Below are 13,518 nucleotides of genomic sequence, written 5' to 3'. Positions count from 1 at the left end.
GGAACATTATGAGTCTTAATTACCTGGATTTTGAACAGCCGATCGCTGAACTTGAAGCGAAAATTGATTCGCTTACGTCGATTGGTCGTCAGGATGATAAACACATTAATCTGGATGAAGAGGTGCAGCGTCTGCGCGAAAAAAGCGTTGAGCTGACACGCAAAATCTTCGCCGATTTAGGCGCATGGCAGGTCGCGCAGCTGGCGCGTCATCCGCTGCGTCCTTATACGCTGGACTATGTTCGCAACGCTTTTGACGACTTTGACGAGCTGGCTGGCGATCGCGCCTATGCCGACGACAAAGCCATTGTCGGCGGTATCGCCCGTCTCGACGGTCGCCCGGTAATGATCATTGGTCATCAAAAAGGTCGCGAAACCAAAGAGAAAATCCGCCGCAACTTCGGTATGCCGGCGCCAGAAGGCTACCGTAAAGCGCTGCGTCTGATGGAGATGGCCGAGCGCTTCAAGATGCCGCTGATCACCTTTATCGACACGCCGGGTGCCTATCCGGGCGTTGGCGCGGAAGAGCGTGGTCAGTCAGAAGCGATTGCCCGCAATCTGCGCGAAATGTCTGGTCTGAAAATTCCGGTTATTTGTACCGTGATTGGCGAAGGCGGCTCCGGCGGCGCGCTGGCGATCGGCGTTGGCGACAAAGTGAATATGCTCCAGTACAGCACCTATTCGGTGATCTCGCCGGAAGGCTGTGCCTCAATTCTGTGGAAAAGCGCGGATAAAGCCCCGCTGGCGGCAGAAGCGATGGGCATCACGGCCAACCGTCTGAAAGAGCTGAAGCTGATTGACTCAATCATCCCTGAACCGCTGGGCGGCGCGCATCGTCAGCCGGTGGATATGGCGCTGTCGCTGAAAAACCAGCTGCTGGCCGATCTCGCCGATCTCGACACGCTGAGCACCGAAGAGCTGCTCGACCGTCGCTATCAGCGTCTGATGAGCTACGGCTACGCTTAACAGCGCAAACCTTTGAGAAAGCGGACTCCGGTCCGCTTTTTTTATGCCTTTATTTTGCCAGCCGTCAACAGAGGAGAGCATTCCGACAGCTCGCCGCCGCTATCCTTCGCTATGATTAGCCATGCCACATTAAAAGGGAGGTGCGCATTGAATATTCTGGCGATGATGGGTTCACACGGCATGTTTTATAAAGACGAGCCGCTGCGCGAACTGACAGCGGCGCTGACGCAGCAGGGCTTTCAGCTTATTTATCCAACCAGTATCGACGACCTGCTGAAGCTGATAGAGCACAACCCGCGCATCTGCGGCGTTATCTTTGACTGGGACGCGCATAACAGCCCGGCGCTCTGTGCGGATATTAACCAGCTTAATGAATACCTGCCGCTCTACGCCTTTATCAACACCCATTCGCAGATGGATGTCAGCATCAATGAGATGCGCATGGCGCTTCATTTCTTTGAATACGCGCTGAGCGCCGCGGACGATATCGCGCTGCATATTCGCCAGTACACTGACGACTACATCGACCATATTACGCCGCCGCTGACCAAAGCGCTGTTTACCTATGTGAAAGAGGGGAAGTACACCTTCTGTACGCCCGGCCATATGGGCGGCACCGCCTTTCAAAAAAGCCCGGTCGGCAGTCTCTTCTACGACTTCTTCGGCGCGAACACCCTGAAGGCGGATATTTCTATCTCGGTAACGGAGCTGGGCTCGCTGCTTGACCATACCGGTCCGCATCTGGAAGCGGAGGAGTATGTCGCCAGAACCTTTGGCGCCGAACAGAGCTATATGGTGACCAACGGCACTTCGACCTCGAATAAAATCGTCGGCATGTATGCGGCGCCGACGGGCAGTACGGTATTAATCGACCGCAACTGCCATAAGTCGCTGACCCATTTGCTAATGATGAGCGATCTGGTGCCCATCTGGCTGAAGCCGACGCGTAACGCGCTGGGCATTCTCGGCGGTATCCCCAAACGAGAGTTTACCCGCGCCAGCATTGAGCAGAAGGTCGCGAATACCGCGCGCGCCAGCTGGCCGGTGCACGCCGTGATCACCAACTCCACCTACGATGGCCTGCTTTATAACACCCAGTACATCAAGCAGACGCTGGAGGTGCCGTCGATCCATTTTGATTCCGCCTGGGTGCCCTATACCAATTTTCACCCCATCTATGAGGGGAAAAGCGGTATGAGCGGCGAGCGCACGCCCGGTAAGGTGATTTATGAAACCCAGTCGACGCACAAGCTGCTGGCGGCCTTCTCGCAGGCGTCGCTGATCCATATTAAAGGCGACTACGACGAGCATACCTTTAATGAAGCCTACATGATGCACACCACCACCTCGCCCAACTATGCGATTGTATCGTCGATTGAAACGGCGGCGGCGATGCTGCGCGGCAATCCAGGCAAGCGGCTGATCAACCGCTCGGTCGAGCGCGCGCTGCATTTTCGCCGGGAGATCCAGCGCCTGCGGGAGGAGTCCGACAGCTGGTTCTTCGATATCTGGCAGCCGGAGCATGTGGACGAAGCGGAGTGTTGGCCGATCCAGCCGGGCGATGAAGCCTGGCACGGTTTTACCCAGGCGGACGCCGATCATATGTATCTCGATCCCATCAAGGTGACTATTCTGACGCCAGGCATGAGCGAGCTGGGCGAGATGGCGGACGAAGGGATCCCGGCGGCGCTGGTGGCGAAATTCCTTGATGAGCGCGGCATCGTGGTAGAGAAGACCGGCCCATACAATCTGCTGTTTCTGTTCAGCATCGGCATCGATAAGACCCGGGCGATGAGCGTGCTGCGCGGCCTGACCGAGTTTAAGCGCGCCTACGATCTTAATCTGCGGGTAAAGAACATGCTGCCGGATCTCTACGCCGAAGATCCCGACTTCTACCGCAATATGCGCATCCAGACGCTGGCGCAGGGGATCCATCAGCTGATCCGCCAGCACGATCTGCCGCGCCTGATGTTAAAGGCGTTCGATGTACTGCCTGAGATGAAAATGACGCCGTATCAGGCGTTCCAGCAGCAGGTGCAGGGCAGGGTGGAAACGGTGGATCTGAGCCAGCTGGTAGGGCGCGTTTCCGCCAATATGATCCTGCCCTATCCCCCAGGCGTACCGCTGGTGATGCCGGGTGAAATGATTACCGAAGAGAGCCGCGCGGTGCTCGATTTCCTGCTGATGCTCTGCACTATTGGCCGTCACTATCCGGGCTTCGAGACCGATATTCACGGCGCGACGCTGACCGAAGAGGGGAATTATCGCGTGCGCGTGCTGAAATAACGGAAAAATGCAGCGGCTTCAGACAATTGCGCATTGCAAGCCGCTGCCGCACGTCTCAGGATAAGCAAAACAGTCAGGGAGTCTTTTTATGTTGCAGTTATCTTCTGTTCACCATATCGCCATCATCGCCACAGATTATGCACGCAGTAAGGCCTTTTACTGCGATGTGCTCGGCTTCAGCCTGATGAGCGAGGTTTACCGCGAGGCGCGCGATTCGTGGAAAGGCGATCTGGCGCTGAACGGCCAGTACACGATCGAACTTTTCTCGTTTCCTTCTCCGCCAGCGCGCGTCAGCCATCCCGAAGCCTGCGGCCTGCGACATCTGGCCTTTACTGTGCCCGACGTAGCGGCGGCGGTCGCGACGCTGGCAGAAAAAGGGGTGACGTGCGAGCCGATCCGCATCGACGATCTGACCGGCAAGCAGTGCACCTTCTTTGCCGATCCGGATGGTTTGCCGCTGGAGCTTTATCAGGCGTAAAATAGCGCGCGCGGAGGGCCGCATCCGGCGGCCCTGATTCTGGAACGCGTCATGTCTTTGTCTCATCTCGCCTCGCTGTTGCCCGCCGATGCCGCACTGGTGGTGGCGTTCAGCGGCGGCCTCGATTCCACGGTGCTGCTGCATCAGCTGGTCAGCTGGCGGCAGACGCATCCGCAAGCGCGCCTGCGCGCGCTGCATGTTCATCATGGATTAAGCCCCAACGCCGATAGCTGGGCGGCGCACTGCATCGCCATCTGCGAAGCCTGGCAGCTAGGCTGCGAGGTACTGCGCGTGCAGGTCGACGCGCGCGAACAGGGCGTTGAAGGCGCGGCGCGTGCGGCGCGCTATCAGGCGCTGACGGCGGCGATGCAGCCTGATGAGTGGCTGCTTACTGCGCAACACCTCGACGATCAGTGCGAGACGCTGCTGCTGGCGCTAAAGCGCGGCAGCGGGCCTGCCGGGCTGGCGGCAATGCCGGTGCGGCGGGTGCGCGATGGTCGCGTGCTGCTGCGTCCGCTGCTCAATCAGTCGCGCCAGCAGCTTGAAGCCTATGCGCAGCAGCACCAGCTTCGCTGGATCGAAGACGAAAGCAATCAGGACGCGCGCTACGATCGCAACTTCCTGCGCCAGCGCCTGCTGCCTGCGCTGCAGGCGCGCTGGCCGCATTTTGCCGAAGCGTGCGCGCGCAGCGCGGCATTGTGCGGCGAGCAGGAACAACTGCTGGACGAGCTGCTGGCGGAGCAGCTGGCCGGGCTGACGCATCCTGACGGCAGCCTGCATTTTCCACCGCTTTTGCAGATGAGTGAAACGCGCGCGAATGCGCTGTTGCGGCGCTGGATTGCCCGGCAGGGAGGGGTGATGCCCTCGCGCGCCGCGCTGGCGCGTCTGCGCCAGGAGGTGATGCTGAGCCGTGAAGACGCGCAGCCATGTTTGCGCTTTGGCGATGCGGAAGCGCGCCGCTACCGCGAACGGCTCTACTGGCTGCCGCGCTACGCGTCGTTAAGGGAACAGGAGCTGCCGTGGCGCGATCGCCGCAAGCCGCTGCTGCTGCCGCAGCAGCTCGGCGTGCTCTGTGCGCAAAGCGCGCCGTCGGCGCTGCGCCAGCCTGAAGCGGATGAGCACGTCAGCGTGCGTTTCCATGCGCAGGGCTATTTTCATCTGGTGGGCCGCTCCGGCGGGCGCGAGATAAAAAAGCTGTGGCAGGAGCTGGCGATCCCGCCGTGGCAGCGTGAACGTATTCCGCTGATTTATTACAATCAGACGCTTGTCTGCGCGCCCGGCCTGTTGGTTACCCGGGAAGGCGCCGCCGTTGACGAGAATGGCTGGCAGGCGATCTGGCAAAATAACAATAATGCTGGAGAGCAAAAATGAAGAGATTACTGTCCGCCCTGCTACTGGCGGCGGCGCTGCCAGTGATGGCTGATGGCGATGTTAACGCGGGCGCGCAGAAGTCAGCCGCCTGCACCGCCTGTCATGGCGCGCAGGGGAAAAGCAGCGTGCCGCTCTATCCCAACCTGGCAGGACAGAATGCCGCTTACCTCAACCATGCGCTGCAGGCCTATAAAAAAGGCGAGCGCAGCGGCGGGCAGGCAGAAGTAATGAAAGCCTTTGTGGCCGGATTGAGTGACGATGATATGGCAGATTTGTCGGCTTACTACGGGTCGCTGAAACCCTAGACGGGGAAGGGGGCGGGAATATCCCGCCCGAGGCGTTGTCGCTACTCTTCGCTGACGACAACGGTGCCCAGCTCAGGATGGCTGAAGCTGGCGATGTGATCGAGGCGCAACTCGCGTGTTTCACCGGATAGATCGATAGAGAGGTATTCCACGTTTTTGCGTGAAACCATATCTGTCGCTTTTGCTTTGAGTGCTTCCCCGTTTTTCAGGATCAGCTCAAGCGTCCAGCGTTTTGTGCAGGCGAGTTCCAGGTTGTCGTAATCATCACAGTTGATGGGTCTATAAGCTTCATTCGTCAACATAGTCGCTCACCAGTAAGTTTGCAGCGGCATAAGCTGCCTGTTCCCTGACAGAAGAGTTTAGCGCAGAATTTGCGGCAATATCATCGAGTGCCTTCAAAACGCATCCGATTGCATCGGGCACATATCCCAGTTCGCCGCTGCCGATCTCGGCATACTTCTGGCGAACCAATTCACAATATTTTTGCACGTTCACCTCCTCAGCAGAGCAAGAATACTCTGGTTGCCCGAGGAACTATATCACAGGCATTTCCAGGATTTCAGCCAGGGCAAAGCAGGATCAGAGCGGCGAAAGAGGCTAAAGTGACAGAATCCGCTGGCTACGCGCCATTAACAGGAAGCACAAAAGGTTAAGTCGATGAACAGGTTAAACAAGGCGACGTTGTCTCAGGTGACAGATGATTAAAGTTTCACGTACGGTCGAGCTGCCCGACAGCGAAGTTGAGCTAAGCGCCATTCGCGCCCAAGGCGCAGGCGGGCAGCATGTTAATAAAACCAGCACCGCCATTCATTTGCGTTTCGATATCGCTGCGTCGTCGCTGCCGCCGTTTCACAAACAGCGCATGCTGGCGGCAAAGCACCACCTGATTACGCCGGAAGGCATGGTGATTATCAAAGCGCAGGAGTACCGCAGCCAGGAGATGAACCGTGAAGCGGCGGTTCAGCGGCTGGTCAGTTTGATTCAGGAGCTGACTCGCGTAGAGAAGGCCCGTCGCGCCACACGACCGACGCGCGCCTCGAAAGAGAGACGGCTGGAAGGGAAAGCGCGGCGTAGCTCGACAAAATCGCTGCGGGGAAAAGTGCTGTAAAAAAACGCCCCCGAAAGCGGGGGCGAGAAGGGCATTACTTGTTAAGCGCTTTCAGCAGGAAGTCGACGATTTCGCTCTGCTTGATCATCTCTTTCTCGCCGGCGCGACGCGCTTTGTACTCGATCTCTTCGTTATCGAGGTTACGGTCGCCGATGACGATAGTGTGCGGCACGCCAATCAGCTCCATATCGGCGAACATCACGCCCGGACGCTCTTTACGGTCGTCAAGGATCACCTCGACGCCTTTCGCGCGCAGGGTGTTGTAGAGTTCTTCCGCCAGCTCTTTCACGCGGAAAGATTTGTGCATATTCATCGGCAGAATCGCGACTTCGAACGGTGCCAGCGCCGCAGGCCAGATAATGCCGCGATCGTCGTGGTTTTGCTCAATCGCCGCCGCAACGACGCGCGTGATGCCGATGCCGTAGCAGCCCATGGTCAGCACCTGGTTGCGGCCATCTTCGCCCTGAACCGCCGCTTTCATCGCTTCGGAGTATTTGGTGCCGAGCTGGAAAATATGACCCACTTCGATACCGCGTTTGATCTGCAGCGTGCCTTTGCCGTCCGGGCTCGGATCGCCTTCTACAACGTTGCGGATATCGGCCACGATCGCCTGCGGCAGATCGCGTTCCCAGTTAATGCCGACGTAGTGCTTGCCGTCGACGTTTGCGCCAGCGCTGAAATCGCTCATCTTATCGACGCTGCGGTCGGCGATAATCGGCATCGCCAGACCCACCGGACCGAGTGAACCCGGGCCTGCGCCAACCGCGGCGCGGATCTCTTCTTCAGTGGCGAATACCAGCGGTGAGGCGACGATATCGAGCTTCTCCGCTTTGATCTCGTTCAGCTCGTGATCGCCGCGTACCAGCAGCGCGACCAGCGTATGGCCGCTCTCTTCGCTGGCTTTAACCATCAGCGTCTTAACGGTTTTCTCGATCGGCATCTGGAACTGCTCTACCAGCTCAGCGATGGTTTTGGCGTTCGGCGTGTCGATCTGCGCCAGCGCCTGAGTCGGCTGCGGGCGATCACCAGCCGGCGCGACCGCTTCGGCCATCTCGATATTGGCGGCGTAGTCCGATTCGGTTGAGAAGATCACATCATCTTCGCCGCTCTGCGCCAGCACCTGGAATTCGTGCGACGCGCTGCCGCCGATAGAGCCGGTATCCGCCTGCACCGCGCGGAAGTCGAGGCCCATACGGCTAAAGCTGTTGCTGTAGGCGCGGTACATCGCGTCGTAAGTTTCCTGCAGCGATTCCTGCGAGATATGGAAGGAGTAGGCATCCTTCATGATGAACTCGCGAGAACGCATTACGCCGAAGCGCGGACGCACTTCATCGCGGAATTTGGTCTGGATCTGATAAAGGTTGAGCGGCAGCTGCTTATAGGAGCTGAGCTCGTTACGGATCAGATCGGTAATCACTTCTTCATGCGTCGGACCGAGCACGAAAGGACGCTCGTGGCGGTCGGCAATGCGCAGCAGTTCCGGGCCGTACTGTTCCCAGCGACCGCTCTCCTGCCACAGGTCGGCGGGCTGAACCACCGGCATAGAGATCTCAATCGCGCCCGCGTTGTTCATCTCTTCGCGCACGATATTTTCGACTTTTTTCAGCACGCGTAAACCGGTCGGCAGCCAGGTGTAGAGACCTGAAGCCAGTTTGCGGATCATCCCGGCGCGCAGCATCAGCTGGTGGCTGATCACTTCCGCATCGGAGGGCGTCTCCTTCAGAGTGGAGAGCAGATATTGAGTAGTACGCATTGATTAAGGTTCCAGTTGAACGGAAAGTCACTGACAAAAGTTTTGTTGGCGGCTAGTGTACCAGCGAGCTCACGGGCTCAAAAGCGCGTTTTCGCGCGGGTCGATGCCGGTTACCTCGGTGCCCGTTTCATCGACGCGCCAGCGTACGTTAAAATCGAGCAGCCAGACGGCGTATTCGCGCGTCTGCGCTTCGCCTTTACGGTAGGCGGGACGCGGATCCTGCGCCAGCACGTCACGGATAAAACGCGCCAGGTGAGGATAGCGTTTCTGCTGCTGCGCCAGCTGCTGTTCGGCCAGCGGCGAGAAGCGCACCGGCATATCGGCCGCAGGTGCCTCCTGAGCGAAACCGGCCTGCGCCTGCGGCAGCGCTTCGGCAAAGGGGAGGTAGGGTTTGATATCCACTACCGGCGTGCCGTCCACCAAATCCAGGCTGCCGAGCTGCAGGATCACCTGATTCTTCTCGCAGCGAATGCCCTTTAGCTCGACCAGCGACATGCCTATAGGGTTCGGGCGAAAGGTAGAGCGCGTCGCGAATACGCCCATGCGGGCATTGCCGCCCAGGCGCGGCGGCCGCACCGTGGGACGCCATCCGCCCGCCATGGTCTGATGAAACACGAACAGCACCCAGAGATGCGTGAAACTCTCCAGCCCGCGCACCGCTTCCGGCTGATTATAGGGGGCAATCAGATGCAGTTCGCCATGACCGTCCTGCACCAGGCCAGGCTGACGCGGAACGGCGAATTTCTCTTTCCACGGCGAACGAATAACGCCGATCTGCTCAAAGGCGAAAGAACTCATTGATTCACTTTCAGCGCGGAGCCCTGGCAGATCGCCTGACGATAGCATCCCGGCGTGCTGCTGACGATTTCACACTTGTGCAGCAGAACGGCGTTGGCTTTCAGGTAAGAGGCTTTAACCTGCAGGCGCTTGCGCGCGGTGGCGATATTCGGCGGCGAATCCTGTCGGCTGCTCTGACAGTCGTCGCCAGCCACTTCGCCCAGATCGCGGAACGGCATGCTGACCAGATCGGCGGCGTCGGTATAGACTTTTACCGGCGCGGGGCGCGGAGCAGGCTTACGCGCCGGCTCGCGGGATGGCTGCGAATGAGCGGGTGCGCTGCTTATCGGGTGGTATTCGTGAACGCACCCGGTCAGCATCAATGCTAACAAGCAGAGCGGTAATAAACGCATGGCAACATCCTCAAGGTTGTAAAAAGTGGCGTTATTGAAACAAGGACCAGGCGAAATAACAAGTCGCGCCAGGTGCGGCGCAAAAGAAAGGGCGGCTAAGCGCCGCCCTGGTCAGAAGAGTCAGTAAAGGAATTACCAGCCTTTTACTGCGCCGCCGTTAAAGATCTTGTTCGCGGCTTCCGCCACTTCGTCAGACTGATAAGCCTGAACGAATTTCTTCACGTTTTCAGCGTCTTTGTTATCTTCACGGCTCACGATCAGGTTAACGTAAGGCGAATCCTTATCTTCCACGAAGATGCCATCTTTTGCCGGCGTCAGACCAATCTGGCTGGCGTAGGTGGTGTTGATGACCGCCAGCGCGATCTGCTGGTCATCCAGCGAACGCGGCAGCTGCGGCGCTTCCAGCTCAACAATCTTCAGGTTTTTTGGGTTCTCAACGATGTCCAGCGAGGTCGGCAGCAGACCCACGCCATCTTTCAGCTTAATCAGGCCGACTTTCTGCAGCAGCAGCAGAGAGCGTCCGAGGTTAGTCGGATCGTTAGGAATAGCGACCTGCGCGCCGTTCTGCAGCTCATCCAGCGATTTGATTTTTTTGGAATAGCCCGCGATCGGATAAACAAAAGAGTTGCCGACTGGCACCAGCTTGTAACCGCGATCTTTGATCTGCTGATCCAGATAAGGTTTATGCTGGAACGCGTTCACGTCGATATCGCCTTTGCTCAGCGCTTCGTTCGGCAGTACGTAATCGTTAAAGGTTACCAGTTCCACATCGAGGCCATATTTGTCCTTCGCGACTTTCTGCGCCGCTTCGGCAACCTGCTGCTCTGCGCCGACAATCACGCCCACTTTAATGTGGTTCGGATCTTTGGCTTTCTGATCGCATCCTGCCAGCGCAATCGCGCCAATCAGTGCACCCACAGCGGCAATCTTTTTAAATGTAAAAGTCATATCTCTTCCTTAATGGAGACGTAATGATATTGCTGACTTATTTATGGGACACGGCACGCACGATGCGGTCGCCACAAAACTGAATTAAATACACCAGAACGACCAGTAACACGAGCACCGTATTCATGACCGTCGCGTTATAGCCAATATAACCGTATTGATAGCCGATCTGCCCCAGGCCGCCAGCGCCGACGGCGCCGCCCATGGCAGAGTAGCCGACCAGCGTAATCAGCGTAATGGTCGCGGCGTTCACCAGACCCGGCAACGCTTCCGGCAGCAGCACCTTACGCACGATCTGCAGCGGCGTCGCGCCCATAGCGCGTGACGCTTCGATCAGCCCGGTCGGCAGCTCAAGCAGCGCATTTTCCACCATACGCGCAATAAAAGGCGCGGCGCCGACGGTCAGCGGCACGATAGCCGCCTGCAGCCCGATAGAGGTGCCGACGATGGCGCGGGTGAAGGGAATCATCCAGACCAGCAGAATGATAAAAGGAATAGAGCGGAAAATATTCACCAGCGCAGAAAGGATGCGATAGAGGGTGCGGTTTTCCCGAATCTGTCCCGGACGGGTGACGTAGAGCAAAACGCCTACTGGCAGGCCCAGCACGAAACCAAAGAAGCCAGAGACAAAGGTCATCATCAGCGTTTCCCAGACGCCGCGCGCCAGTAAAGCCATCATCGCCTCAGACATAACCTAACACCTCTACTTTTACATGATTTTCCTGCAGCCACGCGATGGCGGCTTTGGCATCGCTTTCAGCGCCGTCCATTTCGGCCAGCATAATGCCGAACTTCACGCCACCGGCGTAATCCATCTGCGCGCTGATAATATTGTTATTCACATTGAAGCGGCGCGCGGCTTCAGAGAGCAGCGGCGCGTCAACGGATTTGCCGGTGAACTCAAGACGCAGCAGCGGCACGCGATCGGCTGCGGGCTGCGGCAACAGGCGCTGCTGATAATCTTCAGGAATATCGAGGTGCAGCGTCGACTGGATAAACTGCTGCGCCAGCGGCGTTTTCGGATGAGAGAAGACTTCGCTGACGCTGTCTTTTTCAATCAGTTCGCCCTGGCTGATAACCGCAACCTGATCGCAGATGCGCTTCACAACGTCCATCTCATGCGTAATCAGCAGAATGGTCAGGCCGAGGCGGCGGTTGATATCTTTCAGCAGCTCAAGAATGGAGCGGGTTGTTGCCGGATCGAGCGCGCTGGTGGCTTCGTCGCACAGCAGCACTTTGGGATTGCTGGCCAGCGCACGCGCGATAGCGACGCGCTGTTTCTGTCCGCCGGAGAGGTTGGCGGGCCAGGCGTCACGCTTATCGGCCAGGCCGACCAGCTCCAGTAATTCCGTTACGCGTTTCTTAATCTCTTCACGCGACAGGCTGCCCAGCTCAAGCGGCAGCGCCACGTTGCCGAATACGGTACGTGAGTTCATCAAGTTAAAGTGCTGGAAGATCATGCCAATCTGACGACGCGCCTGGGTCAGCTGACGCTCGCTCAGGGCGGTTAAATCCTGGCCGTCGACCAGCACGCGGCCTGATGTTGGACGTTCAAGTAAGTTAACGCAGCGGATAAGCGTACTTTTACCAGCGCCGGACGAGCCGATAACGCCATAAATTTGTCCCGCAGGCACGTGCAGGCTAACGTCAGAGAGCGCCTGAATAGTCCGTGAGCCTTGCTGGAACACTTTGGTAATATTTTCAAGTTTAATCATTAGGTTATTTATTATCGTCTTGCGTTGTCCGTGGTGTGGAACCTTTCGCGCCGAACCCCGGTGCGAAAGCTGAGTGGATGGTAAGGCATCCAGACGTCTAAATCAATGAAAGTCCTCTTATCTGCCATTCTCTCTTTTATTGCAATCATGCAATACTAGGCGGCAATTTTAGTAGCATCTTTAGTAGCAGGAGTTTTCCCAGTGGCGAATAAAGTCCCGGCTGTATTTCTTGATCGTGATGGCACCCTGAACATCGATCATGGCTATGTCCATGAAATCGACAACTTCCAGTTTATTGACGGCACTATCGAGGCGCTGCAGGAGCTGAAGAAGATGGGGTTCGCGCTGGTGCTGATTACCAATCAGTCCGGCATTGCCCGCGGCATGTTCACCGAAGATCAGTTTATGCAGCTGACGGAATGGATGGACTGGTCGCTGGCGGACCGCGACGTGGATCTCGACGGCATCTATTTCTGTCCGCATCTGCCGGACGCGCCGGTTGAGGCCTATCGTCAGCAGTGCGACTGCCGTAAACCTCATCCCGGTATGCTGCTCTCTGCGCAGAAGCATCTCAATATCGATATGGCTGCTTCTTATATGGTGGGCGATAAAACCGAAGATGTACTGGCAGGCAAAGCGGCAGGCGTAGGCACGAGTGTGCTGGTACGTAGCGGCAAACCGGTCACGCCGGAAGGGGAAGCAGCAGCAGACTGGGTGATTAACAGCCTCGCCGATCTGCCGCAGGCAATTAAGAAGCGTTAAAAACGTGCGTTTTGCGCATTATTCAGACGAACGACACAAAACTTTAAAAAAGCCCCTTGCGCTCTCTGAACGACTCCCTATAATGCGCCTCCATCGACACGGCACAACGGCTTACGGAATGCGGTGTTGAGGTGATGAAAATCACCGTCGGTTAAAGCGAAAATAAACGCTTGACTGACACGGAGGAAAGCGTAATATACGCCACCTCGCAGCAGCAGGCTCGGCCGCTGACTGCACCGCTCTTTAACAATTTATCAGACAATCTGTGTGGGCACTCGCAGGACAGATATCAAAAAGTCCACGGACTTTAAAAATATCAAGTCTCAAGAGTGAACACGTAATTCATTACGAAGTTTAATTCTTTGAGCATCAAACTTAAATTGAAGAGTTTGATCATGGCTCAGATTGAACGCTGGCGGCAGGCCTAACACATGCAAGTCGAACGGCAGCACAAAAGAGCTTGCTCTTTGGGTGGCGAGTGGCGGACGGGTGAGTAATGTCTGGGGATCTGCCCGATAGAGGGGGATAACCACTGGAAACGGTGGCTAATACCGCATAACGTCGCAAGACCAAAGAGGGGGACCTTCGGGCCTCTCACTATCGGATGAACCCAGATGGGATTAGCTAGTAGGTGGGG

Annotated in this window: 15 protein-coding genes and 1 rRNA gene; 8 read left to right on the top strand and 8 right to left on the bottom strand. The window is 57.2% G+C overall.

From position 1 onward, the window contains the following. Positions 1 to 8 precede the first annotated feature (8 nt). The 5 genes from accA to MHZ89_RS10960 all read left to right on the top strand — a co-directional run bounded on the left by accA (position 9) and on the right by MHZ89_RS10960 (position 5,405). Complete coding sequence (gene accA / locus MHZ89_RS10980) at positions 9 to 965, top strand: acetyl-CoA carboxylase carboxyl transferase subunit alpha (RefSeq protein ID WP_033749600.1); 957 nt, start codon at positions 9 to 11, stop codon at positions 963 to 965. A gap of 147 nt (positions 966 to 1,112) precedes the next feature. Beyond that, positions 1,113 to 3,251: a lysine decarboxylase LdcC gene (locus tag MHZ89_RS10975; protein WP_311783034.1), complete on the top strand. Its 2,139-nt coding sequence runs from the start codon at positions 1,113 to 1,115 to the stop codon at positions 3,249 to 3,251. 88 nt (positions 3,252 to 3,339) lie between these two features. Then, complete coding sequence (locus tag MHZ89_RS10970) at positions 3,340 to 3,729, top strand: VOC family protein (RefSeq protein WP_120455858.1); 390 nt, start codon at positions 3,340 to 3,342, stop codon at positions 3,727 to 3,729. Between the two features lie 51 nt (positions 3,730 to 3,780). Beyond that, complete coding sequence (gene tilS, locus MHZ89_RS10965; protein ID WP_311783033.1) at positions 3,781 to 5,100, top strand: tRNA lysidine(34) synthetase TilS; 1,320 nt, start codon at positions 3,781 to 3,783, stop codon at positions 5,098 to 5,100. Continuing rightward, the gene (locus MHZ89_RS10960) at positions 5,097 to 5,405 is read left to right on the top strand and encodes a cytochrome c (RefSeq protein WP_311783032.1); all 309 of its coding nucleotides are present in this window, start codon (positions 5,097 to 5,099) and stop codon (positions 5,403 to 5,405) included. The genes tilS and MHZ89_RS10960 overlap by 4 nt, the downstream gene beginning before the upstream one ends. 41 nt (positions 5,406 to 5,446) lie before the next feature. On the opposite strand, the gene rof is transcribed toward MHZ89_RS10960, so the two are convergent. Then, positions 5,447 to 5,707, bottom strand: coding sequence for a Rho-binding antiterminator (gene rof / locus MHZ89_RS10955; RefSeq protein ID WP_120455864.1), 261 nt, complete (start codon positions 5,705 to 5,707; stop codon positions 5,447 to 5,449). Further along, a complete protein-coding gene (locus MHZ89_RS10950) occupies positions 5,694 to 5,894 on the bottom strand; it encodes a YaeP family protein (protein ID WP_033749608.1) in 201 nt (66 codons plus the stop codon). The genes rof and MHZ89_RS10950 overlap by 14 nt, the downstream gene beginning before the upstream one ends. Before the next feature lie 208 nt (positions 5,895 to 6,102). On the opposite strand from MHZ89_RS10950, the gene arfB reads away from it, so the two are divergent. Next, positions 6,103 to 6,513 carry an alternative ribosome rescue aminoacyl-tRNA hydrolase ArfB gene (gene arfB / locus MHZ89_RS10945; protein WP_120455866.1) on the top strand — a complete coding sequence of 137 codons (411 nt, stop codon included), beginning with the start codon at positions 6,103 to 6,105 and terminating at the stop codon, positions 6,511 to 6,513. A gap of 34 nt (positions 6,514 to 6,547) precedes the next feature. Here the strand turns inward: arfB and proS are convergent, their stop codons facing one another. The 6 genes from proS to metN all read right to left on the bottom strand — a co-directional run bounded on the left by proS (position 6,548) and on the right by metN (position 12,119). Continuing rightward, positions 6,548 to 8,266 carry a proline--tRNA ligase gene (proS, locus tag MHZ89_RS10940; protein WP_311783031.1) on the bottom strand — a complete coding sequence of 573 codons (1,719 nt, stop codon included), beginning with the start codon at positions 8,264 to 8,266 and terminating at the stop codon, positions 6,548 to 6,550. A 69-nt stretch (positions 8,267 to 8,335) separates the two neighbouring features. Beyond that, complete coding sequence (gene tsaA, locus MHZ89_RS10935; RefSeq protein WP_311783030.1) at positions 8,336 to 9,064, bottom strand: tRNA (N6-threonylcarbamoyladenosine(37)-N6)-methyltransferase TrmO; 729 nt, start codon at positions 9,062 to 9,064, stop codon at positions 8,336 to 8,338. After that, positions 9,061 to 9,456 (bottom strand): Rcs stress response system protein RcsF, encoded by a 396-nt coding sequence (gene rcsF / locus MHZ89_RS10930; protein WP_311783029.1) that lies wholly within the window; start codon positions 9,454 to 9,456, stop codon positions 9,061 to 9,063. Before rcsF ends, tsaA begins: the two co-directional genes overlap by 4 nt. Before the next feature lie 132 nt (positions 9,457 to 9,588). Next, positions 9,589 to 10,404, bottom strand: a complete 816-nt coding sequence (locus MHZ89_RS10925; protein WP_311783028.1) for a MetQ/NlpA family lipoprotein — start codon at positions 10,402 to 10,404, stop codon at positions 9,589 to 9,591. Between the two features lie 37 nt (positions 10,405 to 10,441). Beyond that, entirely contained in the window at positions 10,442 to 11,095 is a 654-nt protein-coding gene (locus tag MHZ89_RS10920; RefSeq protein ID WP_033749615.1) for a methionine ABC transporter permease MetI, read from the bottom strand. Then, a complete protein-coding gene (gene metN, locus MHZ89_RS10915) occupies positions 11,088 to 12,119 on the bottom strand; it encodes a methionine ABC transporter ATP-binding protein MetN (protein ID WP_311783027.1) in 1,032 nt (343 codons plus the stop codon). Before metN ends, MHZ89_RS10920 begins: the two co-directional genes overlap by 8 nt. Before the next feature lie 201 nt (positions 12,120 to 12,320). Between metN and gmhB the strand changes: the two genes are divergently transcribed. Further along, positions 12,321 to 12,881 (top strand): D-glycero-beta-D-manno-heptose 1,7-bisphosphate 7-phosphatase, encoded by a 561-nt coding sequence (gene gmhB, locus MHZ89_RS10910; protein WP_126690763.1) that lies wholly within the window; start codon positions 12,321 to 12,323, stop codon positions 12,879 to 12,881. A 377-nt stretch (positions 12,882 to 13,258) separates the two neighbouring features. Further along, positions 13,259 to 13,518 (top strand): 16S ribosomal RNA (locus tag MHZ89_RS10905); the annotation flags it as partial.

The sequence above is a fragment of the Pantoea sp. ACRSB genome (assembly GCF_022346905.1).
In the GTDB taxonomy this organism is placed as follows: domain Bacteria; phylum Pseudomonadota; class Gammaproteobacteria; order Enterobacterales; family Enterobacteriaceae; genus Pantoea; species Pantoea piersonii.
This window is presented reverse-complemented; position numbering and strand designations above follow the sequence as displayed.